Source organism: Actinomadura pelletieri DSM 43383, assembly GCF_003634705.1.
GTDB lineage: Bacteria > Actinomycetota > Actinomycetes > Streptosporangiales > Streptosporangiaceae > Spirillospora > Spirillospora pelletieri.
This window is the reverse complement of the sequence record NZ_RBWU01000002.1, coordinates 168,073-192,880: the sequence shown is the minus strand read 5'-3', so window position 1 is coordinate 192,880 and position 24,808 is coordinate 168,073. Positions and strand designations below refer to the sequence as shown.

Annotated in this window: 25 protein-coding genes; 13 read left to right on the top strand and 12 right to left on the bottom strand. The window is 71.6% G+C overall.

The window, feature by feature from the left end; genetic code table 11:
• The first annotated feature begins 50 nt into the window (after positions 1-50).
• A complete protein-coding gene (locus BZB76_RS07660) occupies positions 51-536 on the top strand; it encodes a hypothetical protein (RefSeq protein ID WP_121433617.1) in 486 nt (161 codons plus the stop codon).
• A 45-nt stretch (positions 537-581) separates the two neighbouring features.
• Here the strand turns inward: BZB76_RS07660 and BZB76_RS07655 are convergent, their stop codons facing one another.
• From BZB76_RS07655 to sucC, 3 genes are all read right to left on the bottom strand, one after another.
• The gene (locus BZB76_RS07655; RefSeq protein ID WP_246006812.1) at positions 582-2,387 is read right to left on the bottom strand and encodes a cell division protein PerM; all 1,806 of its coding nucleotides are present in this window, start codon (positions 2,385-2,387) and stop codon (positions 582-584) included.
• 143 nt (positions 2,388-2,530) lie between these two features.
• Complete coding sequence (gene sucD / locus BZB76_RS07650) at positions 2,531-3,418, bottom strand: succinate--CoA ligase subunit alpha (RefSeq protein WP_121433616.1); 888 nt, start codon at positions 3,416-3,418, stop codon at positions 2,531-2,533.
• Between the two features lie 3 nt (positions 3,419-3,421).
• Entirely contained in the window at positions 3,422-4,597 is a 1,176-nt protein-coding gene (gene sucC, locus BZB76_RS07645; protein WP_121433615.1) for an ADP-forming succinate--CoA ligase subunit beta, read from the bottom strand.
• A gap of 290 nt (positions 4,598-4,887) precedes the next feature.
• On the opposite strand from sucC, the gene BZB76_RS07640 reads away from it, so the two are divergent.
• On the top strand, positions 4,888-6,453 hold the full coding sequence (locus BZB76_RS07640) for a glycoside hydrolase family 15 protein (RefSeq protein WP_246006811.1): 1,566 nt from the start codon (positions 4,888-4,890) through the stop codon (positions 6,451-6,453).
• Between the two features lie 30 nt (positions 6,454-6,483).
• Here BZB76_RS07640 and BZB76_RS07635 read toward each other — a convergent pair whose 3' ends face one another.
• Both BZB76_RS07635 and pcrA read right to left on the bottom strand, forming a co-directional pair.
• A complete protein-coding gene (locus BZB76_RS07635) occupies positions 6,484-7,026 on the bottom strand; it encodes a GNAT family N-acetyltransferase (RefSeq protein ID WP_121433614.1) in 543 nt (180 codons plus the stop codon).
• A gap of 24 nt (positions 7,027-7,050) precedes the next feature.
• Entirely contained in the window at positions 7,051-9,306 is a 2,256-nt protein-coding gene (gene pcrA, locus BZB76_RS07630; protein WP_211342890.1) for a DNA helicase PcrA, read from the bottom strand.
• Positions 9,307-9,628: 322 nt separating this feature from the next.
• Here pcrA and BZB76_RS07625 point away from each other — a divergent pair, with 322 nt between their 5' ends.
• Together BZB76_RS07625 and BZB76_RS07620 are read left to right on the top strand one after the other, a co-directional pair.
• Positions 9,629-11,110 carry a gluzincin family metallopeptidase gene (locus BZB76_RS07625; protein ID WP_147449365.1) on the top strand — a complete coding sequence of 494 codons (1,482 nt, stop codon included), beginning with the start codon at positions 9,629-9,631 and terminating at the stop codon, positions 11,108-11,110.
• Between the two features lie 40 nt (positions 11,111-11,150).
• Positions 11,151-11,447 (top strand): protealysin inhibitor emfourin, encoded by a 297-nt coding sequence (locus BZB76_RS07620; RefSeq protein WP_121433611.1) that lies wholly within the window; start codon positions 11,151-11,153, stop codon positions 11,445-11,447.
• Positions 11,448-11,467: 20 nt separating this feature from the next.
• Here BZB76_RS07620 and BZB76_RS07615 read toward each other — a convergent pair whose 3' ends face one another.
• The 3 genes from BZB76_RS07615 to dhaK are packed head-to-tail and all read right to left on the bottom strand — an operon-like array spanning position 11,468 to position 13,492.
• Entirely contained in the window at positions 11,468-11,854 is a 387-nt protein-coding gene (locus BZB76_RS07615) for a PTS-dependent dihydroxyacetone kinase phosphotransferase subunit DhaM (RefSeq protein WP_121433610.1), read from the bottom strand.
• A gap of 1 nt (position 11,855) precedes the next feature.
• Complete coding sequence (gene dhaL / locus BZB76_RS07610; protein ID WP_246006810.1) at positions 11,856-12,500, bottom strand: dihydroxyacetone kinase subunit DhaL; 645 nt, start codon at positions 12,498-12,500, stop codon at positions 11,856-11,858.
• The gene (gene dhaK / locus BZB76_RS07605) at positions 12,497-13,492 is read right to left on the bottom strand and encodes a dihydroxyacetone kinase subunit DhaK (protein WP_121433609.1); all 996 of its coding nucleotides are present in this window, start codon (positions 13,490-13,492) and stop codon (positions 12,497-12,499) included. The genes dhaL and dhaK overlap by 4 nt, the downstream gene beginning before the upstream one ends.
• Positions 13,493-13,575: 83 nt before the next feature.
• On the opposite strand from dhaK, the gene BZB76_RS07600 reads away from it, so the two are divergent.
• The 5 genes from BZB76_RS07600 to BZB76_RS07580 all read left to right on the top strand — a co-directional run bounded on the left by BZB76_RS07600 (position 13,576) and on the right by BZB76_RS07580 (position 18,321).
• On the top strand, positions 13,576-14,556 hold the full coding sequence (locus tag BZB76_RS07600; RefSeq protein ID WP_121433608.1) for a nucleoside hydrolase: 981 nt from the start codon (positions 13,576-13,578) through the stop codon (positions 14,554-14,556).
• 124 nt (positions 14,557-14,680) lie between these two features.
• On the top strand, positions 14,681-15,364 hold the full coding sequence (locus BZB76_RS07595) for a PIG-L deacetylase family protein (RefSeq protein ID WP_121434545.1): 684 nt from the start codon (positions 14,681-14,683) through the stop codon (positions 15,362-15,364).
• Positions 15,365-15,480: 116 nt separating this feature from the next.
• Positions 15,481-15,996, top strand: a complete 516-nt coding sequence (locus BZB76_RS07590; RefSeq protein WP_121433607.1) for an SRPBCC family protein — start codon at positions 15,481-15,483, stop codon at positions 15,994-15,996.
• A 51-nt stretch (positions 15,997-16,047) separates the two neighbouring features.
• On the top strand, positions 16,048-16,962 hold the full coding sequence (locus BZB76_RS07585; protein WP_121433606.1) for a serine hydrolase: 915 nt from the start codon (positions 16,048-16,050) through the stop codon (positions 16,960-16,962).
• A gap of 57 nt (positions 16,963-17,019) precedes the next feature.
• Positions 17,020-18,321 (top strand): hypothetical protein, encoded by a 1,302-nt coding sequence (locus tag BZB76_RS07580; protein ID WP_121433605.1) that lies wholly within the window; start codon positions 17,020-17,022, stop codon positions 18,319-18,321.
• 42 nt (positions 18,322-18,363) lie between these two features.
• Here BZB76_RS07580 and BZB76_RS07575 read toward each other — a convergent pair whose 3' ends face one another.
• The 3 genes from BZB76_RS07575 to BZB76_RS07565 all read right to left on the bottom strand — a co-directional run bounded on the left by BZB76_RS07575 (position 18,364) and on the right by BZB76_RS07565 (position 21,183).
• Entirely contained in the window at positions 18,364-19,191 is an 828-nt protein-coding gene (locus BZB76_RS07575; protein WP_147449364.1) for a DUF4190 domain-containing protein, read from the bottom strand.
• A gap of 178 nt (positions 19,192-19,369) precedes the next feature.
• On the bottom strand, positions 19,370-20,011 hold the full coding sequence (locus tag BZB76_RS07570) for a LuxR C-terminal-related transcriptional regulator (RefSeq protein WP_281273854.1): 642 nt from the start codon (positions 20,009-20,011) through the stop codon (positions 19,370-19,372).
• Entirely contained in the window at positions 20,008-21,183 is a 1,176-nt protein-coding gene (locus BZB76_RS07565) for an ATP-binding protein (protein ID WP_121434544.1), read from the bottom strand. The genes BZB76_RS07570 and BZB76_RS07565 overlap by 4 nt, the downstream gene beginning before the upstream one ends.
• Positions 21,184-21,361: 178 nt before the next feature.
• Here BZB76_RS07565 and BZB76_RS07555 point away from each other — a divergent pair, with 178 nt between their 5' ends.
• Both BZB76_RS07555 and BZB76_RS07550 read left to right on the top strand, forming a co-directional pair.
• Positions 21,362-22,648 (top strand): PspC domain-containing protein, encoded by a 1,287-nt coding sequence (locus BZB76_RS07555; RefSeq protein ID WP_170180541.1) that lies wholly within the window; start codon positions 21,362-21,364, stop codon positions 22,646-22,648.
• Entirely contained in the window at positions 22,641-22,868 is a 228-nt protein-coding gene (locus BZB76_RS07550) for a hypothetical protein (protein ID WP_121433602.1), read from the top strand. Before BZB76_RS07555 ends, BZB76_RS07550 begins: the two co-directional genes overlap by 8 nt.
• A gap of 11 nt (positions 22,869-22,879) precedes the next feature.
• On the opposite strand, the gene BZB76_RS07545 is transcribed toward BZB76_RS07550, so the two are convergent.
• Positions 22,880-23,305, bottom strand: coding sequence for a cupin domain-containing protein (locus BZB76_RS07545; RefSeq protein ID WP_170180540.1), 426 nt, complete (start codon positions 23,303-23,305; stop codon positions 22,880-22,882).
• A gap of 542 nt (positions 23,306-23,847) precedes the next feature.
• Here BZB76_RS07545 and BZB76_RS36325 point away from each other — a divergent pair.
• Entirely contained in the window at positions 23,848-23,973 is a 126-nt protein-coding gene (locus tag BZB76_RS36325; RefSeq protein ID WP_281273853.1) for a hypothetical protein, read from the top strand.
• Entirely contained in the window at positions 23,970-24,674 is a 705-nt protein-coding gene (locus BZB76_RS07540; RefSeq protein ID WP_246006809.1) for a peptidoglycan-binding protein, read from the top strand. Before BZB76_RS36325 ends, BZB76_RS07540 begins: the two co-directional genes overlap by 4 nt.
• Positions 24,675-24,808 lie beyond the last annotated feature (134 nt).

Genomic DNA, 24,808 nt, shown 5'->3' with positions numbered 1-24,808 from the left:
GAAAACGGACCAGGGGTTGTTCCACACCAGGGGCTAGGAGGAAAGAGAACGTGAGCGAGCAGCCGGGCCCTCCGGCCCAGCCGGAACACCGCCCGGACGATCACCCGGGCGGACCGCCGGTGGGGCCTCCGCCGCCTCCGGTCCCGGGCCCGCCCCAGCGAAGCGGCTGGCGGGCCCTGTGGCTCGGCGGCATCGCGCTGGTGACCGCGTTCTTCTTCTACCCGCTCGGCCTCGTGCTCGGCGTCGCCGCACTGGTCGTCGGCATCCGGGCCCGGCGGAGCGCGCGGCGGGCGCGGGCGGCGGCGCCGGGCGCCGTCCCGGGCATCGTCCTCGGCACGATCGGGCTGGTGTTCTCGACGCTGTCGGTGTCGCTGACGGCGTTCCTGTGGTCGGAGCTGAGCGGCTACCAGAGCTGCATCAGCGGCTCCAACACCACCGTCGACAAGCAGGCGTGCCGCGACGAGTACTACCCGAAGATCGAGGACAAGCTCGGTCTGCCGTCCGGCAGCATGGACAAGTACGGCGACCTGCTCTAAGACGGGTCTCACAGTGACCTTCACCACTGTGAAGTGTCATCGACCTCACTGAGACATGCCCTGGTCGTCCCGTTCGGGGTCTTCGCGGAGCACGTAGATGGCCCCGCCGCGGGTCTCGATGCGTTCGGGGTCCTCGCGTGGCGGTGGGACGTCGACGGGTTCGTCGACGATGTGGCCTTCGAGGACGTCCGGTACGGGTTCGGGCTCGGGCGGTTCTTCGACCGGGTCGGGCGGCGGGGCGGGGCGGCGGCGCGGGCGACGCGGGCCGAGGACCGGTTCGGCCTCCTCGAACTGGAGCGGGTCCGGCGCGTGCGGCGCCCTCGGCGCGGGCCTCGGCGCGGGCCGCGGCTCGGGGGCCTTCTCCTCGACGTCGGCCGGGACGGGCGCGGACAGCGGCACCGGCGTCGGCTCGGCGGTCCGTCCCCGCTTCTTCGGCTTGACCGTGTCCTTCTCGGCCGCCTTCCTGGCCGCTTTCCTGGACGCCCGTTTCCGTGCCGGCGCCCGGGTCTCCGCCGGGGGTCGGGCGGCACGGCGCAGGATCAGCGCGTTCGCCGCCCATGCCGCGATCGCCGCGGAGATGCCGACTTCCAGGGCCGCGAGCAGCCCGACCTGCCAGGCGGAGGGTCCCATGGTCGCCATCCGCCCGTCACCGAGCGGCCCGCCGGACAGCACGGTCAGCAGCGCCGCCACGGCACCGGTCAGCGCCCCGGACATGAACCCCCACAGGGGAGCCCCCTCCGACACCGGGCTCGGCATCGACCGGATCGTGAGGACGCCGCCCACGGCGCCCGCCAGGAACGGCGCGGCCAGCGCGACGAGCGACACCGCGGGCGCCGGTCCCGGCTCCGGCAGCGCGGCGAGCGGCGGGAACGCCGGAACGAGGTCGAGGACCACCCCGGTCGGCGACACGCTGGTCCCGGAGCCGACGGAGAAGCCCGGCCCGACCGCGTACGCCATCCCCCAGATCACCGCGTTCGGCAGGAACGCCAGCTCGACCAGCAGCAACAGGGCGCCGCCGACGACGCCGGGGGCGAGCATGTCGTACAGGTGGTCGGCGTCGCGGATGTTCACGGCGAGGGACGCGCCGACGAGCACCGCACCGGACCCGAGCAGCACGGCCAGCGACCCCGACACGCCGATCACGAGGGAGCGCGGCCGGTCCGGCAGCAGCCGCAGCAGCGCCCCGAGGCCCGATCTGACCCGCCGCCCCTTCGCCTCCGCCGCCACCTGCGCGGCGACGACGGCCCGCGCGGCGCCGAGCCCGCCCGCGATGACCGCGACGAGGAAGCACGCGATGAGCGCCTGCCCCGCCGACGGCCGTAGCTGCGGGGACGACGCCGCCAGCGCGAGCAGCGCGGCCAGCGCGGCGTAGGGGGTGGCCAGCGCGACCGCGACGCGCACCACCGCGGCCCGGGGCCGGTGCGGCAGCCCCGCCACCCGGATCATCCACCCGCCGCCCCGGTACAGCATGACCCCGGGCAGGACGAGCACGCCGAGCGGCAGCAGCCCGACCCGGCCCTGCCCGTAGGAGAAACCGGCGTGGTGGGAGACGAGCCAGAAGTTCACGGCCGTCCGGAAGACCCCGGACATCCCCTCGCCGAACGCCGTCCCGGGTGCCGCGATCCACCCGATGAGCGTGATGGTGGTGAGGACGGCGAGCCCGATCCCGATGCACCACAGCGCCGCGACCAGGCCCGTCACGTACAGCGGTCGGGTGGCCGGCACCGGGGCCGGCGCCTCCGGCGGGGGCTGGGCACGGCCGCGCGCCTCCGGACGCCGCGCGGCCCGTCCCGCCGCCGTCGCGGCACCACGGTCGGGGGTCGCACGCCTTCCAGGGGTCGCATCGCTCACGCGCACCATGCTGGCACCACGCCCGCGCCCCGGACGTCCCCTCGCGCGGCGTGTCGCCTCGCCGTCGCCGGGCGCGGACCGGAAACCGAAAAGACGCCCGGCCATGGCGGCTCGGGCGTCTTTCGGCGACGAGAGAACGACGGTCAGCGGTTCTTGATGATCTCCCGCATGAGGACGGCGGTCTCGCTCGGGGTCTTGCCGACTCGGACGCCGACCTTCTCCAGGGCGTCCTTCTTCGCCTGCGCGGTGCCCGCCGAGCCCGACACGATCGCGCCCGCGTGGCCCATCGTCTTGCCCTCGGGCGCGGTGAACCCGGCGACATAGCCGACGACCGGCTTGGTGACGTGCTGCTCGATGTAGGCGGCGGCACGCTCCTCGGCGTCCCCGCCGATCTCACCGATCATCACGATGGCGTCGGTGTCCGGGTCGTCCTGGAACGCCTGGAGGGCATCGATATGGGTCGTCCCGATGACGGGGTCGCCGCCGATGCCGACGCACGTGGAGAAGCCGATGTCGCGCAGCTCGTACATCATCTGGTACGTCAGCGTGCCCGACTTGGACACCAGGCCCAGACGGCCCGGCGTGGTGATGTCGGCCGGGATGATGCCCGCGTTCGACTTGCCGGGCGAGGCGATGCCGGGGCAGTTCGGCCCGATGATGCGGGTCTTGTTGCCCTTGGACTCGGCGTACGCCCAGTAGTAGGCGGTGTCGTGGACGGGAATGTCCTCGGTGATCACGACGCAGAGGGGGATCTCCGCGTCGATGGCCTCGACGACGGCGTCCTTGGTGAACTTCGGCGGGACGAACACGACGGAGACGTCCGCGCCGGTCTCGTCCATCGCCTCCTTGACGGTGCCGAAGACGGGCAGGACCGTCCCGTCGAAGTCGACGGTCTGCCCCGCCTTGCGGGCGTTCACGCCGCCGACGACCTGCGCGCCGGACGCGAGCATCCGGCGGCCGTGCTTGGTGCCCTCCGACCCCGTGATGCCCTGAATGATGATCTTGCTGTTCTCGGTGAGCCAGATGGCCATCGCTCATGCACCTGCCGCGAGTTCGGCGGCGCGCCTGGCCGCGTCGTCCATGGTGTCGACCTGCTGGACGCCGGGCAGCGCCGCGTCGTTGAGGATCTTGCGTCCGAGTTCGGCGTTGTTGCCGTCGAGCCGGACGACGAGCGGCCGGTCGACGGACTCGCCGCGGTCGCCCAGCAGCTTGTACGCCGACACGATGCCGCTCGCGACGGCGTCGCAGGCCGTGATGCCGCCGAAGACGTTGACGAACACCGACTTCACGTCCTTGTCCGACAGGACGATCTCCAGCCCGTTCGCCATGACCTCCGCGGACGCGCCGCCGCCGATGTCGAGGAAGTTCGCGGGACGCTGCCCACCGAACTCCTCGCCCGCGTACGCGACCACGTCCAGGGTCGACATGACGAGCCCCGCGCCGTTGCCGATGATGCCGACGCTGCCGTCGAGCTTGACGTAGTTGAGGTCCTTGGCCTTCGCCGCGGCCTCCAGCGGGTCGGCGGCGGCCTTGTCCTCGTACTTGTCGTGGTCCTGGCGGAAGTCCGCGTTGTCGTCGAGGGTGACCTTGCCGTCGAGGGCCGTCACCCGTCCGTCCGACGTGAGGATCATCGGGTTCACCTCGACGAGGGAGGCGTCCTCGTCGGTGAACACCGCCCAGAGGCGCTCGATGAGCTCGGCGGCGCCCTCGACGGCCTCCTCCGGCAGCCGGCCCTTCTCCGCGATCTCGCGGGCGAGGGCCCGGTCGACGCCGTGCAGCGGCGAGATCGGCACCATCGCCAGCCGGTCGTGCGGCACCTCCTCGATCTCCACGCCGCCCTCGACGGAGCAGATGGACAGGAAGGTGCGGTTGGCGCGGTCGAGCAGGAAGGAGAAGTAGAACTCCTGCGCGATCGCGCTGCCCTCCTCGATCAGGACCTTGTGGACCGTGTGGCCCTTGATGTCCATGCCGAGGATCTGGCCGGCGAGCGTTTCCGCCTCGTCGGCCGAGTCGGCCAGCTTCACACCGCCGGCCTTGCCGCGGCCGCCGGTCTTCACCTGGGCCTTGACCACGACCTTCGAGCTTCCCGCGGCGAACAGCTCCGCCGCGATGGCCCGGGCTTCCTGGGGAGTATGGGCGACCTTGCCGGTGGGCACCGGTACCCCGTACTCGGCGAAGAGTTCCTTCGCCTGATGTTCGAACAGGTCCACGAGGCGTCCTTTAACGGATCGACAGTCGATCGACCACACGAGTGGGGGTTTGCACGGGACTCCGCGCGGCCGGCACTCTGCGGTCCGCTCCGTCGATGCAGCCTAGTCAACCCGGCACGGTGATGAGGCCACCGGGTCCCCTCAGGGAGTGTTACCGGGACGTGGGTATGTCTCACCCCTGAGGAGGGCACGAGTGGCACGTGAGGAGGATGAACCAATTGACGTAGTTTGATGTACTTATTTTCGGTCCGGGACCAGTCCGGCGGGCGATGCGGTGAAGGGGGCGACGCATGGCGATGGCGGATGAGCGGGACACGCCCCTCGCGGCGCCGGCGGCACCCGTTCTGACGGATCCCGCCCTGGACGACGCGCTCCTCCCGGAAACCGTGCCGAGCGGGATCGTCGCGGCCGGCCCCGTCCACACCCCGCCCCCCGATCGCCGGCGCCCGCGCGGGCGCGGGTCGACGCGCGCGTTCCGCCGGGTCACGGCCCTGCTGATCGTGGCGGCGATCATCGCGACCGGGGGCGCGAACGTCCCCGAACGCTCCGGCGAGGGCTGGGCGAGCCCCGGTCTCGTCGGCGGGGGCGGCTGGCCGTTCGCGGGCGCCCCGCTGTCCCCGGAACTGGCGCCCGGGGCGTTCTACCTGAGGGACAGTTCGGCCGTCCGGCTCGCGGACGGACGTGTCCGCCTCATCCCGTTCGGCGGCGACACGCCCGTCACCGTGGACGCGTCCGACCCACGGGTCGCCCAGTCGCTGCGGTCCGACCGCTCCTGGCTGGCCCAGGGCACCGTCCCCACCGGCGACCGTCCCGGCTACCACGACATGGCCGCCCGAGCCCTGCTCGACCTGCGGCTCCTCACCCGCCCGAACGGCGCGTCCCTCGCCTCCTGGTACACCAAGTGGCGCTACTGCTGGCCCCGCGACTCCGCGTTCGCCGTCGCCGCGTTCAGCGCGACCGGGCACCCGTCCGAGGCCCGCCGCATCCTGCGCTTCCTCGCCCGCGTCCAGCACGACGACGGCATGTGGGCCGCCCGCTACCACCCCGACGGGACGGCCGTCGCCGACGGACGGGCCCCGCAACTCGACTCGGTCGGCTGGGTGCTGTGGGCGACCTGGTTCCACCTCGCCACGACGGAACCGCTCGACGAGGAACCGCCCGACCTGTGGCCGATGGTGCGACGCGCCGCCGACCACCTCGCCGGCTCGCTGGACGCCGAGGGGCTGCCGCCCGCCTCGTCCGACTACTGGGAACGCGACCACCGCAAGGAGGAGGACCCGCGGCGCCCCACCCTCGGTGTCGTCGCGCCGGTGCTCGCCGGCCTGCGGTCGGCCGCCGATCTGGCCCGCGCACGCGGCGAGCACGGCAAGGCCGCCGAGTGGCGGAAGGCCGCGCGGCAGCTGTCGGACGCGGTGGACCGCCAGTTCGCCCCGTTCGGCTACCCGCGCTCACCCGTCCGCGACGGCCTCATGGACACCTCGGTGACCTTCCTCGCGCCGCCGTTCGCCCCGGCCGACCCGGCCGTGACCGCCGCGATCGCCGACGCGCGGCGCAGGCAGACGCTGCCGAACGGCGGCGTGCTGCCGGGCGAGCGCTGGTCCGGCGACCCCGATGTGGCCTGGACGCCGGAGACGGCCATGTTCGGGCTGAACTCCGCCGCGTCCGGCCGGACGTACGAGGCCCTCGGCCGCCTCGACTGGCTGAACGCGAACCGCACGACCCTCGGGGTCCTGCCGGAGAAGGTCGGCCCGAAGGGCGGGCAGGCGGGCCCCGCCCCGCTCGGTTGGACGGCGGCGCTCACGCTGCTCACCCTCACCGCCCTGGACAAGCCCCTGCCGATCCCGCCGACGAACTGACAGGGCCCCGGGCCGGGCCGTGACAGTGGCTCACTCGCCCCATTCGTCCGCGAGGATCGCCCAGACCTGGACGTCCCGCCGGTCACCGTCCAGGACGAACCCCTGCCGGTGGACGCCCTCACAGGTCATCCCCAACCGCTTCGCCACCGCCGCGCTCGCCGTGTTGCGCGGGTCGCACAGCCACTCGACCCGGTGCATCCCCCGCGCCCGGAACGCCCAGTCGATCATGTGCCGGACGGCCGTGGTGACCAGCCCCCGCCCGCGCGCCTCCGACGAGAGCCACACCCCGGCCTCGCAGACCCCCATGGCGGCGTCGAACGTGCGGAAGAGCGTCCCGCCCTGGAGGACGCCGTCCACCCAGATGCCGTAGATGCGCCCGATGTCCTTGGCCTGCTTGACCGCGTACGACCGCAGGAACTCCTGCGCGGTCGCCTCGTCGACGACGGTGCGCGCCCAGGGAATGTAGTGGTCGATGTCCTTGCGGACGCGGACCGCGTGTTCGGCGAACTCGGCGGCGTTCCACGGCTCCAGCGGGCGAAGCTCGGCGTCGTCGGCGAGCCTGAGAGCGAACATGGGGGTCTCCCAACCGCCAGGGGGTCAGAGTTTCTCGATGCTGGCGTAGCGGAGGACCAGCGTCCGGACGCCGTAGTCGCCGCCGAAGTCGACACTGGCCTTCTGGCCGCCGTCGTAGACCGACACCACGGTGCCGAGGCCGAAGGCGTCGTGGGTGACCTTGTCCCCCGGGGTGAGGGACGGGACGGGCCGGTTGCCGGACGAGCGCACCCCCGGACGGGAGGCCATCTGCGTCATCGCCGAACCGGAGGTCGAGGTCGCCTCCCGCTCCCACTCCACGAGCGGCTTCGGGACCTCGCCGAGGAACCGGGACGGCGGGTTGACCTGCGGCGCGCCCCACGAACTGCGCATCGCGGCACGGGACAGGTAGAGCCGCTGCCGGGCACGGGTGATGCCGACGTAGGCGAGCCGCCGTTCCTCCTCCAGCTCCTTCGGGTTGCTCATGGCGCGCAGGTGCGGGAAGACGCCGTCCTCCATGCCCGTCAGGAACACCACGGGGAACTCCAGCCCCTTGGCGGTGTGCAGGGTCATCAGCGTGACGACGCCGCCCTCGGTCTCCTCCGGCTGCTCGCCGGGCGGGACCGGCCCGCCCTTCGCGCCACCGGGAATCGAGTCGGCGTCGGCGACCAGGGCCACCTGCTCCAGGAACTCGGCGAGGCGCCCCTCGGCGGACTCGCCCTCAAGGCGCTCCTCGAATTCGCGGGCGACGGCCTCCAGTTCCTGGAGGTTCTCGATGCGGGTCTCGTCCTGCGGGTCCTTGGAGGCCTGGAGTTCGGCGAGATATCCGCTCGCCTTCAGCATCTCGCCGACGAGGTCGGCGGGGCTGAGGGACTCGGCGGCGCCGCGCAGGTCGTCCAGCAGGGCGACGAAGTCGCGGACGGCCTTGATCGACCGGGTCGCCATGCCCGGCACGTCCTCCGGGTTCCGCAACGCCTGCCAGAACGAGATCCGCTCGCGGGACGCGTACGCCTCGACGCACGCCTCGGCACGGTCGCCGATGCCGCGCTTGGGGACGTTCAGGATGCGGCGCAGCGAGACCGTGTCCTCGGGGTTGGCGAGGCAGCGCAGGTAGGCGAGCGCGTCGCGGATCTCCTTGCGCTCGTAGAAGCGGACCCCGCCGACGACCTTGTACGGCAGCCCGACCCGGATGAACACTTCCTCGAACACCCGGGACTGCGCGTTGGTGCGGTAGAACACGGCGACGTCACCGGCGCGGGCCTCGCCGTCGTCGGCGAGCCGGTCGACCTCGCGGGCGACGAACGCGGCCTCGTCGTGCTCGTTGTCGGCCACATAACCGGTGATCTTGTGGCCTTCGCCCTGGTCGGACCAGAGCTTCTTGGGCTTGCGGTCGGCGTTGCGCTCGATGACGGCGTTGGCGGCCGACAGGATCGTCTGCGTGGACCGGTAGTTCTGCTCCAGCAGGATCGTCGTGGCGTCCGGGTAGTCGCGCTCGAACTCCAGGATGTTCCGGATCGTCGCACCGCGGAACGCATAGATCGACTGGTCGGCGTCACCGACGACGCACAGCTCGGCGGGCTCCAGCCCCTCGACGGGGGCGGTCAGCTCACGGACCAGCTCGTACTGCGCGTGGTTGGTGTCCTGGTACTCGTCGACGAGGACGTGCCGGAACCTGCGCCGGTAGTGCTCGGCGGCCTCCGGGAAGACCTGCATCAGGTTGACCGTCATCATGATGAGGTCGTCGAAGTCCATGGCGCCGGCCTGCTGGAGCCGCGCCTGGTACATCTCGTACGCCTCGGCGAGCGTCTGTTCCATGTGGGTCGACGCCCGCGCTTTGAACGTCTCGTAGTCGATCAGCTCGTTCTTCAGGTTGGAGACCTGCGCGCTGAACGCCTTCGGCGGGTACCGCTTCGGGTCGAGGTCCAGTTCCCGGCAGACGAGCGCCATGAGGCGGTTCGCGTCGGCCTGGTCGTAGATCGAGAAGCTGGTCGGGAAACCGAGCCGCTTGGCCTCGCGCCGCAGGATCCGCACGCACGCCGAGTGGAACGTCATCACCCACATGGCGCGTGAGCGTGGCCCGACGAGGGCGTCCACCCGCTCCTTCATCTCGGCGGCGGCCTTGTTGGTGAAGGTGATCGCGAGGATCTGACCGGGGTGCGCGTCCCGCTCGCCGAGCAGATGCGCGATCCGGTGGGTGAGTACCCGTGTCTTGCCCGAGCCGGCGCCCGCGACGATCAACAGCGGACCACCGGAATGCACCACGGCGGCGCGCTGCTGCGGGTTGAGTCCGTCGAGCAAGGGGCTGGCTTCGGTCTTCGACATCATGTGCGAGTCTACGGCTCCGGCCGGACGATTTCGGCGTCTCCACGAAGGAGCGGCGCGGCCATGACAACCCGTCCTGTCACGATCCGGTGGCAGCATGTGGACGTCCCGCGGCAGCTTGTGGACAGATGGCGGGCCTTTTGAACGCCACGGGTTGACTCGATCTCCTGACCGGCGGAGCGTGTGGCGGGACGGGGCGGACACGACCCGCCGACCCCGGCTGGGCCCGGCGTGTGCAGGCAGGGCCTCGGCGGACGCGCGTCCACCCGCGAGAGCGCGGAGTCATCAGGGGTTCGCGCGCCGTGAGGGGGAGGTGGTTTCCATGGAGATCCACCAGCAGGACTTCCAAGATCGTCGGGGTACGGGAACGATGGACGTCGAGGTCCCCGCGCAGCGACCGGCCTCGGCCGGGCACATGTCCGGGGCCACGGCCGCGGTGCAGGCCACCGTCCAGGCGGCGGCGCCCGTGGTGCCGAGGCCGGTGCCGGTTCCCGCGCCGATACGGACCGGGCACCGGTTCCTCATCTACAAGCAGGACCCGTCGGTCGCCGAGTTGGGCGCCCGGCTGGCCTTCGTCCCGTCGGTGGTGCTGAACGGTCCGACGGACGCGCGGGTCCGGACGGTCCTGGACGGCGTCACCCCGGTCGCCCGCAACGTCAACGGCGACTTCGTGTTCGCCGCCGGGACCCCGCAGTTCGACTGCGCGCACACGTTCGCCGTCGTCCGGCAGGTCCTCGCCATGTACGAGCGGCACAACGGCGGCAGGCCGATCCCGTTCGCGTGGAACGTCGACGGCAACACCGACCGCATCACGGTGTTCCCGCACGCCGGTCTCGGCGCGAACGCGTTCTACAGCCGGACCGCCAAGGCGCTGAAGTTCCTGTTCTTCACGCCGGAGGGGCAGCCGCAGTCGACCGTGGTCCACACGTGTAGGTCGTTCGACATCGTCGCGCACGAGACGGGTCACGCGTTGCTCGACGGCCTCAAGCCGGGCTGGCTGGCGGCGGACTGCCCGCCGCAGACCGGCGGGCTGCACGAGGCGTTCGGCGACCTCACCGCGATCTTCCTGGCGCTGGCGCAGCCGGACCAGGCGGAGGCCCTGGTCGCGTCGACCAAGGGCAACCTGCACGACAGGTCGTTCCTCGCGGACGTCGCGGAGGAGTTCGGGCGGGCGCTCGGCATGCCGTCCGGGCTGCGCAACTGCGACAACGACCTGAAGCTGAGCCAGGTCGGCAACGAGGTGCACGGGATCTCCCAGGTGTTCACCGGCGCGATCTACGACGTGCTCGCCGACGTCTGCGCCTTCGAGACCGCGCGGCAGCGGCGCACCAAGGACCCGACGCTCGTGCTGATCGAGACGGCCGCCGAGCTGTGCAGGCTGGTGTTCGACGCGATCGTCGCGTCCCCCGCGACGAACGCCCGGTACGTGGACGTGGCGAACAGGATGCTGCAGATCTCGGCGGATCGCGGCCACCCGCCGATCTACCGGACGTTCATCCGCAACCGGTTCGCCGTCCGGGAGATCACGACCGCCGCGACGTCGCTGACCGACCTGATGAGCGGGCGGATGAGGATGACCGACGCGGACTACACCGGGGACGGGCGGGACGTCACGGAGGTCGAGCAGCTCGACGAGCACTCGGCGAGCCTGCGGGCCGAGCAGGACCGGACCCGGTGCTGCGGCACGATGCAGATGCCCGAGTACCAGGTCGTCTCCGCCGAGAAGCTCGCCAGGCACGGCTCCCTGGAGGACGACGACATCCTCCACGCGGACCTGGAAGAGCTGCGCGAGGCGTTCAGTTAGTCGTCCGAGATTCGAGGAAACCGGCGGAGGTGCGAGAGCGGTGCGCGTCAAGGTCGAGAGCACCGGGGGGTTCACGGGGAAGACGACCGTCGTCGCGCGGTACGACACCGCCGCGCTTCCCGCCGGAAAGGCCGGACGCATCCGGGAGGCGGTGAACGCGCTCGCCGCGGCGCAGGCCCGCGGCGAGCGCGGTGAGATCGGCGCCGACCTGCCCGGCTACCGGATCACCGTCGAGGACGGCGCGGACGGGCCGCCCCGCGTCTACGAGGTGCGGGGCGACCCGACGGTGCGCGCGCCGTCCGTCCTCGGCACCCTGCTGCACGGCCCCGCCGAGTAGGCCCGGGGCGGCTCGGCCGGTCAGCGGGTCTTGCGGTGGTCGAAGGCGGCCTCGGCCGCGGCGTGGACGGCCGCGAGGTCGGCGCCGGTCGCGGCCATGGAGGCTGCGGCGACCGCGCCCTCGACGAGCGGCGCGTCCGCGAGCAGCACGTTCTCCCCGCCGGTGTCCTCGATGAGCATCTTGGCGGTGAGCACGGAGCTGCCGAGGTCGGCGACGAGAACGACGCCGTCGCCGTCGTCCGCGGCGGCGACGGCGGACTCGACGAGGTCGAGGCTGGTGCCGAGCCCGCCCTCGGGGTCGCCGCCCGCGGGCTCCACCACGGCCTTGCCGACGCCCATGGCGCGGGCCACCTCGGCGGCGCCCTCGGCCAGCGTCCGGCTGTGCGCGATGATCACGATGCCGACCATGTCACCCGGTCCCTTCGACGGTCTCGGCGAGGGCGCGCAGCACGAGCCCGGTGGAGCAGGCGCCGGGGTCCATGTGCCCGACGCTTCGCGGGCCCAGGTAGCTGGCCCGTCCCTTGCGCGCCTGCATCGGGACCGTCGCCTCGGCGCCCCGGGCGGCGGCGTCGGCGGCGGCGCGCGCGCAGCCCGCGAGGTCGGCGCCGTCCGCGAGCGCGGCGTCATAGGCCGTGGCGGCGGGGGCGAACGCGTCGACCATCGTCTTGTCGCCCTCCTCCGCCTTCCCGAGATCCTGGACGCCCTCCAGCGCGGCGCGCAGCGCGGTCCCGAGCGCGGCGGCGTCGATGTCGGCGGTGTCGCCGAGGGCCTTGCCGGCGCGGCGCAGCGCCGTCCCGTAGAGGGGTCCGGACGCGCCGCCGGTCTTGGACACGATGGCCCGCCCGGCGGCGATCAGCGTCCTGCCGGGCGGGGCGTCGTCCGGGAGGGCCGCCACGGCGGCGCGCAGACCGCGGTCGAGGTTGTGGCCGTGGTCGCCGTCGCCGATGGCGGCGTCGAGCCGGGTGAGCCGTTCGGTGTCGGCGGCGACGAGTTCCGCCGCGCGCCGGATCCAGTTCGCGACGTCCGTGGCGTTCATCGACTCCACCACGCTCACCGGCCCCACCGCAGACCGGGTGTCTCGACGGGCGCGTCCCAGAGCCGGGTCAGCTCGGGCGTCATCCGGCACACGCTGATCATGCAGCCGGCCATCTCCAGGCTCGTCACATACGGTCCGACGAGCCTGCGGACGACGGTGGCGCCGTGGTCCTCCAGCCATGCGGCGGCCGCCGCGTAGGCGATGTACTGCTCGATGAGCGGGGTGCCGCCCATCCCGTTGACCAGCACCAGCACCTCGGCCCCCGACAGCGGCATGTCTGCGTCGATCGCGCCGAGCGCCGCGTCGACGATCTCCGCCGCGGTGGCGATCTTGGCACGTTCGCGGCCGGGTTCGCCGTGGATGCCGATGCCGAGTTCCATCTCGTCGTCGCCGAGTTCGAACGTCGGCGTCCCGGCGGCCGGAACGGTGCAGGACGACAGCGCGACCCCGAACGACCGGCTGCGCTCGTTCACCTCGCGCGCCACCGCCGCGACGGCGTCCAGGGCGGCGCCCTCCTCGGCGAGCGCACCGGCGATCTTCTCGACGAACAGCGTGGCCCCGGTGCCGCGCCGCCCGGCGGTGAACGTGCTGTCCTCGACGGCGACGTCATCGTCGATGATCACGGTCGTGACCTCGATGTCCTCGTCCTCGGCCAGTTCGGCGGCCAGCTGGAAGTTCATCACGTCGCCGGTGTAGTTCTTCACCACGAGGACGACGCCAGCGCCGCCGTCCACCGCCATCGTCGCGGCGATGATCTGGTCGGGCACCGGTGAGGTGAAGACCTCGCCGCAACAGGCCGCGTCCAGCATCCCGTGGCCCACGAACCCGGCGTGCAGCGGCTCGTGGCCGGACCCGCCCCCGGACACGAGGGCGACCTTCCCGGCGCGCGGCGCGTCGGCGCGCACGACCGTGCCCTGCTCCGGGTCGACCCGCAGGGACGGATGCGCGGCGGCGAGACCGCGCAGCGCGTCGGAGACCACGTCCGCCGGGGCGTTGATGATTTTGCGCATGTCTCATGCTCTACCCTGGCGCGACCCCACGTCCCAGACCCAGTGATGATCAACATCGGGTCCCGGACGGATAGGTTGCATCCGTGACGAATCCACCCACCTTTCTCTATGACTGCGACACGGGCATCGACGACGCGCTGACGCTGCTGTATCTGGCGTCCCTCCTCCGGGCGGGCGAGGCGAAGCTGGCGGGCATCGGCACGGTGCACGGCAACATCGACCCGCTGACCGGCGCGTTGAACACGATCCGTGTGCTGGAGGCGGCGGGCATCGACGCCGGTGACGTCCCCCACGGTGAGCCGGGCGTGCCGGTCGCGGTCGGCGCCGCCCGGCCGATGGCGCAGGACGTCCACCACGCGATCGACTGGCACGGGACCGACGGCCTCGGCGACACGCACCTCCCCGAACCGGTGGGACGGCCCGCCGGCGAGTCGGCCGCCGCGCAGATCGTCAGGCTGGCACGCACCATGCCCGGCGAGCTGACGCTCCTCGCGACGGGCCCGCTGACGAACCTGGGCGCGGCGCTGCTGCTGGACGAGGAACTGCCATCCCTGGTGCGGGAGGTCGTCGTGATGGGCGGCGCGTTCGACCATCCCGGCAACATCACCACGCACGCCGAGGCGAACATCTGGCACGACCCCGAGGCCGCCGACCTGGTGTTCGCGGCGGACTGGCCGATCGTCCTGGTGCCGCTGGACGCCACCCACCCGACCGCCGTCCACGACGACTGGCTGGACCGGCTGGCCGCGCACGACACGCCCGTCACCCGGTTCGCCGCCCGCATCCTGGAGTTCTACGCCGACGCCTACACGCCGACGCTCCGCCGCCGGGGCGCGGTCATCCACGACGCGCTCGCCGCGATGCTGGCCGTCGACCCGGGCCTCGGGGAGTACGCGCACCGTCCGGTCCGGGTGGAGCTGCGCGGGGAGCTGACGCGCGGCACGACCGTGTGGGACGCGCGTTCGCTGCCCGCCGAGGACACCCGCCGTCCGGTGAAGGTGGCGGTCGGCAGCGACGTGGCGGAGTTCCAGGAGCGGCTGCTCGCGTCGATCATGTCGTTGTAGCCCGTCCGTGAAGTCACAGACCTCTGCTGATCTCGGGGTGTACCAGTAATCGTCCAGGGTCTTTACAGTTGAATCCGTGACCAACGTTCTGGACGACGGCGAACTGCAACGGATCCTTGTCGTGATGGCGCATCCCGACGATGTCGACTTCGGCGCGGCGGGAACCGTCGCGGGCTGGACCGACCGCGGTATCGACGTCGTGTACCTCATGGTCACCGACGGTGACGCGGGCGGGTTCGACGACACGATCTCGCGCGCGGAGATGGCGGCGCTGCGGCGCGAGGAGCAGCGCGCGGCCGCCAAGTGCGTCGGGGTCGACGACATCCGGTGGCTCGGCTACCCCGACGGGCGGGTCGAGGCGACGCTGGGCCTGCGCCGCGACATCGCGCGGGTGATCCGGCAGGTGCGGCCGGACCGGCTGCTGATGCCGAGCCCCGACCGCAACTACGAGCGGATATACCCGAGCCATCCCGACCACCGCGCGGTGGGCGCGGCGGCGCTCGACGCCGTCTACCCGGACGCGCGCAACCCGTACGCGTTCCCGGAACTGCTCGCCGACGAGGGCCTGGAGGCCTGGACGACGCGGGAGGTGTGGGCCACCGGCGGCCCGCTCGTGAACCACTACGTCGACGTCACGGAACGGTTCGACCGCAAGCTGCACGCCCTGAAGGCCCATGCCAGCCAGACCGCGCACATGGGCGACGGGCTGGCGGAGATGCTGCGCGGCTGGATGTCGGGCAACGCCGCGGCGGCGGGTCTCCCGGAGGGTCGTCTGGCCGAGCCCTTCCAGGTCATCGACACGGCGTAGGGCGGCACAGGACCGTCCCGGGAACGGTCATCACTTGCCAAATACGGCCGTTCACAGGTCGTGATTGACCCGACGTCGGGCATGTCCCCCCATGTGACGGGAGTCGGGGGGTTGTCATGCCGCATGACATCGGGGGCCCTGAAGTCGAGGGCCATGAGGTCGAGGGCCATGAAGTCGGGGGCCATGAGGTCGAGGCCACCGCCATTTCCAGGGCCGCGCCGGACGTGATCTTCAAGCATCTGTGCGTGGCGGAGGCCTGGGACGAATGGGGCGGGTTCCTGGTCCGGGCGAGGCGGGAGTCCGCGGGCACGGACCATCCGAACGGGATCGGGGCCGTCCGGTACGTCCGGCCGCGGCGTGAGGAGGTCGTGGCCTGGGATCCGCCCCGGCACTACGGCTACATCGCGCTGGCCTGGCCTCCGTCGCGCCGTTTCCGCGCGGACGTCACGTTGGAGCCGCACTTCACGGGCACACTGATCCGCTGGCGTGGCGTCTTCGACGGGTTCCCCGGCATCCGGCCGTTGACGCGGGCGGTGCTGCGCCGCCGGTTCGACTCGTACGCGCGCCGGGTGGCACGGCATTCCGAACGCTGCGAGCCGGGCTGCCCGGCCCGCCTGCCGGGCGCTCTCTGATCAGTAGATAGGTCCATATCGGGGCAGGTCGCACGGGTTTCGGGGGGAACGATGCGACGTCACCTCATCGCGTTCGCTCTCGCTGCGGGCGCCACCGGGGCGGGCTTCACCGCCCACTGGTTCGTCTCGGACGAACCGAAACGTGAGGGCGTCGTCGCGGGCGCCACGGCGTCGGCCGGCAAGTCGGCCGGCGGGCGGGGAGCGGCCGTGGCCAGGGCGACGACCCGTCCGTTCGACGCGGCGCGGCTGCGGCGGGCCGTCCGCGCCTACATCGAGACACGTCCGGGCAAGGCCGGGGTGATGGCCACCGACCTGCGCACGGGCCTGTCCTTCGGGGAGAACGAGAAGGGCGAGTTCGTCAGCGCCAGCGTCATGAAGGTCGACATTCTCGCGAGCCTCGTCCTGCAACGGCAGCGCGCCCAGCGAGGGCTCGGCCTGTCCGACGGTGAACGCGCCCTGGCGAGTTCGATGATCCGGGTGAGCGACAACTCGGCGGCGGACTCGCTGTACTCCAAGGCGGGCCACGGCACGGGCGTCACGAGGTCCAACAAACGGCTGGGGCTGGTGGACACCACACCGTTCCCGACGTCGTGGGGGTCGTCGACGACGAGCCCGGCCGACCAGGTCCGGCTGCTCAGGGACCTGGTGGCGGACACCAGCCCGATCGGGGCGTCCGGGCGCCGGTACATCCTCGACCTGATGGGCTCCGTCGTGGAGGAGCAGGCGTGGGGCGTCAGCGCGGCGGCGCTGCCGGGCGAGAGGGTGGCGCTGAAGAACGGCTGGACGCCCGTCCGCCACCAGGGGACCGGCTGGACGGTGAACAGCATCGGCCGCATCACCGGACGCGACCACGACTTCCTCGTCGCGGTGTGCAGCGGGGACAACCCGACGATGGGGGCGGGCGTCGCCACGGTCGAGCATGTGGCGGGAATGGTGGTGGGCACCCTGCGCGCGTCCCGTCCTTGAGACGCGGGGAACACCCGTAACGACAAGGGCAGGTCCTGACAGGCACGGGAGGGTCTGATGAGTTCTACGCGGCAGCCGACGGCCACCGAGACCGAGGCGCTCCAGGAACTGGCGGCCTTCCCACTGGTGGACGCGTTGTTCGGTCGCCGCTCCCGGCGGTTCGCGCTAGGCGCCGAGATCCCTGACGGTCCGCTCGCCCACCGCTCCGAGCATGAGCCGCTCCCGCTCACCGAGCTGGAACGGATGCTCGTGTTGAGCGCGATGGGCGGGACGACGGGCTGGCACTACGCGATCACGCGGCACGCCCGGTACGCGCCGCACGCCTCGAACTACTCCGGCGCCGCCGCCGGACGCACGTTCCCGTCCGCGGCCGGGTTCCATACCGCCGAGCTGTTCTTCACCGACGATTCGGGCCTCTACTTCTTCCCCACCCGTGACGCCGGTGCGCTGGTCGACCCGTCCGCCGAGACGGTCACGCCGGAACTGATGGTCGCGCGCCACCGAGAGCGGCTGCGGCGGCTCTCCCCCGAGCGGCTTCACCTGCCCGCGGAGGAGCCCTACCTGGAGGGGCACAACACCTGGTGCGTCAACGTGCCCGGTTCACTGCTCGTCATCCCGGTGGCGGACATCGCGCAGCATCTGATCGCGGTTCTGTGCTTCCTCGTCCAGAACGGCTACGCCCTGTACGACGACGTCAACAACCGCCAGATCCCCGGGCTCGCGGAGTTCCGCGGCCTGGTCGACGTGGCGGAGCCGTACCCGCTCACGTTCGCCGAGCAGTACGCGTTGACCGAGGCGACCGCGGAACTCGCGACCGCCTGTTACGCGGGCGTACTGATGCTCCAGGCGATGGGGCTCGGCGGCTGGATGTTCGACGGGATCGACCGTTTCTGCATGCTCGGCGCGTCAGGCGACCCGGACGTGCCCGGTCTCGGCTTCCGCTACGACGAGGACGAGCGCTGGTCGACGCCCAACCCCACCGGCAGGGAAGGGGTCTTCGAGGCGTACTGCCCGCCCCACCACGCCGACATGGCGGCGGCCGTGGAGGCGTTCGCCCACCGCAAGTTCGGACCGGGCGGCCCGTTCCACCCCGACACACCCGGCGCCTGGACCGACAGCCCCGGGTTCCGCGGGAGCGCCCAGGTTCACGACGACGAGTTCAAGGCGTGCGTCGCGCTCCAGGCACAGTACGTGTGGGACGCGTTCGGCAAGTTCCCCGGCACGGTACCGACCGTGTTCATCATGAACTACGTCCAGGGACACCATCTGGACCTCGACTTCTACGACCGCCACTTCAAACCCGGGGCCTACCTGGGCACCCACGCCACGCACATGGAGAAGTGGCACGGCGAGACCTGATCCGGGGCTGGGCGGCGGGCCGGCCGCCCACGAGTGCCGGCATCAGGACTTCCGGATCGGCCGGGTGAGCTTCTTGCCTTCGGTGGCGGACACGACGACGCAGGTGACGGAGCGGTCGCCCAGCCGCCACGAGAGCGACGTCGGGTAGTAGTAGGACATGCTGAGCGAGTCGGCCGCGGGGTCGCGGCGGATCTTCTTCGTCAGCCGCTTCTCGCAGCCGGTGGCCGCCAGCCGCATCATCTCCTGCTCGGGCGGCATGGCGCCGCCGGGCACGCGGAAGGTGGCCATGACCTCGCCGTCGTGCGGCCCGGCGCATGGGACGATCTTGACGCTCTCGACCTTGACCGACTCCCCTTCGGGGCTGGAGGCGACCTTGGAGTCGTCGATGCAGTCACCGACCCGCATCTTCCTGGCGTCGACCTCCGACGTCTTGGTCGGGGACGGCCCCGGGTGCTTCGAGGTGGTGGACGGCAGCGACGAGGAGTCGAGTTTGCTGATGCCGACCGCGTAGCCGATCGCGGCGCCCGCCACCCACAGGCAGGACAGGATGATTCCGGCGATCGCTAAGCCGCGGCCCTTGCCTCCACGGGAGCTGATCTGCCGCAGGGACACGATGCCGAGAATGGCGCCGAGGACGCCGAAGCAGCCGAGAAGACCGGTGACGAACGCGGCGATGGACATGCCGTTGGTGCGCTCGTCCTGGTGAGAGGAGCCGTGGCCGGGTGACGGCGGGTACTCGGGACCGGGCGGATAGCCGGGGATGGGCGGCTGGCCGGGGATGGGCGGCTGGCCGGGCCCGCCCGGCGGGGGCGGGGGCGAGTGCGGCCCTTGCTGGCCGGGCCAACCGGGATCGGGGGGAGGATAGGTCATGAAAAGGGACTGTTTCACACCCGACCACTACGACGATCATGAAGTACGGAAAAGGATTATTACGATTTACCAACACTTAACCGAAATTGTTTACTCCAGGCCACCGAACAGGCATAGAGCGTAATTCCCACCGACTTGACCTGCGGCTATTCCGTCAAGCGCGCCGGGACGCGCATTTTCAGACCAGGCGGCGGGCGGCCGCCCAGCGTGACAGCTCGTGTCGATTGGACAGCTGAAGCTTGCGCAGAACGCTGCTGACGTGCGTCTCCACCGTCTTGACCGAGATGAACAGCTCCTTGGCGATCTCCTTGTAGGCATAGCCGCGGGCGATCAGCCGCAGCACGTCCCGCTCCCGCTGGGTGATCTGGTCCAGCTCGGGATCGACGGCGGGGACGTCCGTGGCGGCGAACGCGTCCAGGACGAACCCGGCCAGCCGCGGCGAGAACACGGCGTCGCCCTCCGCGACCCGGCCGATCGCGTCCGTCAGCTCGGGCCCGGAGATGCTCTTGGTGACATAGCCGCGCGCGCCGCCCCGGACGACGCCGATCACGTCCTCCGCGGCGTCCGACACCGACAGCGCCAGGAACTTCGACGGGACGACGCCCTGCAACCGCCGCAGCACCTCGATGCCACCGCCGCCGGGCAGGTGCACGTCCAGCAGCACCACGTCCGGTCGCGCCGCCTTGATCACGGCGACCGCCTCGTCGACGTCACCGGCCTCGCCGACGATCTCGACGCCGCCGCCGAGCTCCGCCTTGACCCCGGTCCGGAACATCTGGTGGTCGTCGACCAGGACCACCCTCTTCAACGCCTCGCTCACGACTTCCGCATCTCCAAACGCACTTCGGTGCCCTCGCCTGGCGCGGTGCGGACGGTGGCCGTGCCGCCGTTGCGCTCCATACGTCCGATGATGGACCCTCGGACGCCCATCCGGTCATCCGGGACCTGGTCGAGATCGAAACCCTTGCCGCGATCCCGGACGAAGATGGCGATCTCCTCGCGCTCGACCTCCGCGTACACCGACACCGACGGCGCCTCGGCGTACTTGGCGGCGTTCACCATCGCCTCCCGCGCGGCCTGCAACGCCGCGCCGAGCCGCTCGTCCAGCGCCGTGTCGCCCACGCAGACGACCTCGATCGGCACGCCGTGGTCGTCCTCCACCTCCCCCGCGATCTCCCGGATCGCGGCGGCGAACGTCTGGTCGGGGTCGGCGCGCGGCTGGTAGAGCCAGGTCCGCAGCGTCCGCTCCTGGGAGCGGGCGAGCCGCTGCACCTCCCGGGTGTCGTGCGCGTTCCGCTGGATGAGCGTCAGCGTGTGCAGCACCGAGTCGTGGATGTGCGCGGCGAGTTCGGCGCGCTCCTGCGACCTGATCCGCTCGTGCCGCTCGGCGTCCAGGTCCTGCCAGAGCCGCACCACCCACGGCGTCACGATCACCGCGACACCGGTGAGGATGATCAGCATGGCGATGACGACGGACCGGGCCTGGTCGGCCTCGACCTTCTGCGCGACGAACCCGCCGATGCCGCCGACGACCAGCAGCAGGCCGAGCAGGCTGCGCAGCCAGCGCTGGCGCAGCGGCAGCGTCCACCGCTGCCGCTGGTCGCGGTCGGCCTGCTGCCACAGGATCGCGGCGCCGACGCCGCCGACGACGAACGGCCACAGCGCCCACTGGACGACCCCGGCCGCGCCCCACGGCAGCACCGCCAACCCCAGCCCCACCGCCGAGTAGGCGAGAAGCTGCCCCCAGTCGCGGCGGCCACGCCGGACCGGCACCGGCACGCCGGACTCCGGCAGCCGTCGCCGCGGGACCAGGACCCAGAACGCGATGTACGCGGCGACGCCGATCCCGCTGGCCAGGCTCAGCAGCAGGAACGCGGCGCGGATGACGAACGCGTCCACGCCGAGGTGCGCGGCCAGACCGCCGCACACGCCGGCGACGAGCCGGCCCTCCGCGGCGCGCTCCAACCGCCGCACGGCGGCGTCCGGTGCCAACGCGGCCGCCGCGGACGTCGCGCCGGGCTCCTTGGTCGCCGTCTCCTCTTCCACGTGACCGATCGTCACACGCGGGGGACGCCGCCCGCATCAGGGGCGCACCCCGGCTTCACTTCAGGGTCGGATCAGGGACGTCCCGGATACCACGCGTGCGGGACGGCGCGTCAGGATGGTCGCCATGAGCAGGGAACAGGACGGCGGGCGGCGGGACGGCCTCCAGTACCGGCGACTGGCGCGCGACGCCGATCGCCGCGTGCTCGCCGGGGTGTGCACCGGGCTCGGGCGCCACACCGGCATCGACCCCGTCGTCTTCCGGGTGGGGTTCGCGATCCTCGTCCTCGCGCACGGGCAGGGGATCTTCCTCTACGTCGCGGCGGTGCTGCTGATGCCCGCGCGACCGGAGCGGTCCTCGATCGTGGAGCAGCTGCTCAAGCGGTGGTTCGACGCCGGGGCCGTGCTGACGGTCCTCGGCGTGCTGATGACCGCCGGGGTCGCGTTCAGCGTGTTCGGCACGGCCGTCACCGACACGATCGCGCTGCTGGTCGTGTTCGGGCTGTCGCTGCTGATCGCGCATTCGCGGGGCGTGGACCTGGTGGCGTTGGCGCGGTCCGTCCCAGAGCGGTTCGCCGGGCACCCGCCGGACCCGTCGGCGGCCCGGACGCACGCCGAGAGCGGCGGCGTGACCCTCACCAAGGACGCGCCGTCCACACGCTCCGGTGGCCTGCCCGAGGGCATGATCGACCTGGCCGCCTACTCGGCCGCGCACACCGCCTCCCCCCTCGACGAGGAGACCGCCGACACCGACCTGCGGCCCGCCGGAACGGGCGGGGCCACCGTGGCGCGGCGGGCACGCGGCGGCTCACCGGTGGGGACGATCACGCTGCTCGCCGCCATGGCGGCCGGAGCGGCGATGATCCCGGTCGCGCAGGACTATGCCGCCCCCGACTCCTGGCTGATCGTCATGGCTCCCGCGCTCGCCGTCGTCGGGTGCGGTCTCGTCCTCGGCGGCTGGTTCCGGACGCAGGGTCTCGCGGCGGCGGGCACCGTCCTCACCCTCACCATGCTGACCGCGTCGGTCGCGGGGGACGCGCCGCGCGACGCCGAGTACGGGGAGATCGAGTGGCGTCCCACGGACGTCTCGCGGACGAACCAGGTGTACAAGGTCGGCGTCGGCCAGGGCGATCTCGACCTGACCGCGCTCCGGCTGGTCGCCGGGCAGCGTGTCGCGATCGACGCCGAGGTCGTTCTCGGCGAGCTGGCGATCGTCGTGCCCGCGACCGCCCGGGTCCATGTGGACGCGCGGCTGGCGATCGGTGACCTGAACATCGAGCGGCGGATGACCGGCGGTCCGCGGGCGAAGGTCGTCCAGACCCTGGAGCCCGAGAGCGGGCCGGGCGGCGACCCGCCGGTGATAAGCCTGCGGATCCGCGGGAAGGTCGGCGAGGTGAGCGTGCGCCGTGGCTGACGAGCGGAAGCCGGACACGCCGGGACGGCGGCGGTTCGACCCGGCCGGACCGATCACCGGACTGTTCTTCCTCGGCCTCGCGGGCCTGTTCCTCGCGCAGGGCCTGTCAGACCGGGACCTGCCGGCCGTGACGACGCTGGCCCCGGTGGTGCTGATCGGCCTCGGTCTTGTCGGGACCGTCCGGGTGCTGACCCGGGCGCGCCGCCGGAACCTGCGCTGACGTTCGCCTTCTCAGCGGCCGGAGGACGGTTCGTCCGTCCCTGACCAGTCGGCGTGCAGGCTGACCGCGTACGCGGGACCGGGGTTCGTCACCGTGCACGGCCCGCCGTGGACCCGGACCCGGTTGGCCCTCAGCGGCCGCTCGGTGACCCCGCAGTCCGCGAGGATCACCTCGGCCAGTTCTCCCGCGAGCAGCGTGCTGACCCGGCCGTGGACCGTCCCGCCGTGGCCGGGCGGCCATGTGGTGAGCCAGAGCTGATCGTCCAGCGGGACGCGCACCGGCGCGGCGGCGTCGAACACGACGAGCCGCCACCAGTCCGCCGGACGCCGGGCCAGGTCGCCGACGCGGCTCGCGAGTTGACCGACGGTGGGCGGACGGACGGTGAGCGCGCGGCCGTGCGGATCGTCCTGGCCACGCATGGTGAGATCGGGAAACACGGAAGGTCCTTCGCGTACGGAGGTCAGCGGAACTAGCAGGTCTGGTTCAGCGACAACACGAAGGACACAGCGCGCTCGCCACGCGGCCCAGGGCCACGGGGCTGTCAAAGGAATCGCGCGCCGACATGCGTACCAGAAGACACTCGGCGGCCGACCCTTGTCAAGCCGACGCGGATCGGAGCCCCGCGGGGGTCAGCGACTGAGGATCACGTACGCGATCGAGGTGAGGACCACGGTCACGACCAGTGAACCCAGACATCCCAGTCGAGACGAGAAGAAGAAGAACATACCGGAGCCCTACCCCGGAAGGCACAAAACTCGCATGCGTCCCCGGTCACTCCGCTGGTCAGGGGCATCGCGCTTACCCGACAGAAAGGAAATTCGCTCGGATGGGCCTGTTTTAGGTCGAAAGCCAGAGAAGTAATGGCCGAACCTATTACGGTCAGCTAGGGGCCATCTACAGAACGGGGTGGCCCACAGCGAAGGCCCAGGAGAGCGCCGTGAGCCCCCACGACAGAACAGACAGCGAAGAAGCCGCCCATATGGACGAAGTGGATGTGCATCCGGACGTCCACCGCGCCACCGAGCCCGATGAGGAGCAGGTCCTCGCGGAGCTGTACGGCGACCCCGACTCCGACGGGTTCTACCTCGGCGAGGAGACCGGGTGAGCGCCGCGGGGATGATCGCCGAGGCCCGTGGGTCGATCGGGATGTCGGGCCGCCCGAACAAGATCACCAAGAGGTACGCCGCCAAGCACGGCGACGAGTTCCTCGAGGCCGACTGGTGCGACATGGCCATCACCTACTGGGCCCGGGAGAGCGGCAACGCCGAGGCCGTCCTGCCGGGCGGCGACCGCGCCTACACCGTCTGGCACGCCCAGGACTTCCAGAAGATCGGACGCTGGCACAGCGGGACGACCGCGAACGTCAACCGGGCCAAGCCCGGCGACATCGTCTTCTTCGACTGGGGCTCCACCAACAGCATCGGCGCGATCGACCATGTCGGCGTGGTCGAGAAGGTCCTCGGCGGCGGGCGGGTCCAGACGATCGAGGCCAACACCGACAACGCGGTTCGGCGTCGCGTGCGGAGTTCCAGCGTCATCGCTGGTTATGGGCGACCGGCATACGGCGGTCACTGGACGGAGGACATCGTGAAGAAACTGCCCCAGCTCAACAAGGGCGACTCGGGCGAGCACGTACAGAGCCTGCAAGGTCTGCTGATGGCCCGCAGCCACCCGGAGATCCGCATGACCGGGCGGTTCGACGACGCCACCGAGGCGGCCGTGAAGGCGGTGCAGCGGTGGGGCGGCGTCGCGGCCGACGGCATCGTCGGGCCGAAGACCTGGCCCGTGCTGCTCCGCGTCCACTAGCGCGCCTCCCACACCCCTGCACATCTCAGAAACTCGCGCGTATCACGAAATAGCTCTCATTGAGGGCTGGTCCACCTTTTACCCGCGTCATACGTTCGTAGGGTCGCCTTCCACGGAGGTGGCCCGATGACGTG

Bases quoted from the DNA above. Each gene is read 5' to 3' on its own strand.
- sucD (WP_121433616.1), bottom strand. From the start codon at position 3,418: ATGGCCATCTGGCTCACCGAGAACAGCAAGATCATCATTCAGGGCATC.
- BZB76_RS07640 (WP_246006811.1), top strand. From the start codon at position 4,888: ATGGCGATGGCGGATGAGCGGGACACGCCCCTCGCGGCGCCGGCGGCA.
- BZB76_RS07635 (WP_121433614.1), bottom strand. From the start codon at position 7,026: ATGTTCGCTCTCAGGCTCGCCGACGACGCCGAGCTTCGCCCGCTGGAG.
- pcrA (WP_211342890.1), bottom strand. From the start codon at position 9,306: ATGTCGAAGACCGAAGCCAGCCCCTTGCTCGACGGACTCAACCCGCAG.
- BZB76_RS07625 (WP_147449365.1), top strand. From the start codon at position 9,629: ATGGAGATCCACCAGCAGGACTTCCAAGATCGTCGGGGTACGGGAACG.
- BZB76_RS07615 (WP_121433610.1), bottom strand. From the start codon at position 11,854: ATGGTCGGCATCGTGATCATCGCGCACAGCCGGACGCTGGCCGAGGGC.
- dhaK (WP_121433609.1), bottom strand. From the start codon at position 13,492: ATGCGCAAAATCATCAACGCCCCGGCGGACGTGGTCTCCGACGCGCTG.
- BZB76_RS07595 (WP_121434545.1), top strand. From the start codon at position 14,681: ATGGCGCATCCCGACGATGTCGACTTCGGCGCGGCGGGAACCGTCGCG.
- BZB76_RS07590 (WP_121433607.1), top strand. From the start codon at position 15,481: ATGCCGCATGACATCGGGGGCCCTGAAGTCGAGGGCCATGAGGTCGAG.
- BZB76_RS07585 (WP_121433606.1), top strand. From the start codon at position 16,048: ATGCGACGTCACCTCATCGCGTTCGCTCTCGCTGCGGGCGCCACCGGG.
- BZB76_RS07580 (WP_121433605.1), top strand. From the start codon at position 17,020: ATGAGTTCTACGCGGCAGCCGACGGCCACCGAGACCGAGGCGCTCCAG.
- BZB76_RS07575 (WP_147449364.1), bottom strand. From the start codon at position 19,191: ATGACCTATCCTCCCCCCGATCCCGGTTGGCCCGGCCAGCAAGGGCCG.
- BZB76_RS07555 (WP_170180541.1), top strand. From the start codon at position 21,362: ATGAGCAGGGAACAGGACGGCGGGCGGCGGGACGGCCTCCAGTACCGG.
- BZB76_RS36325 (WP_281273853.1), top strand. From the start codon at position 23,848: ATGGACGAAGTGGATGTGCATCCGGACGTCCACCGCGCCACCGAGCCC.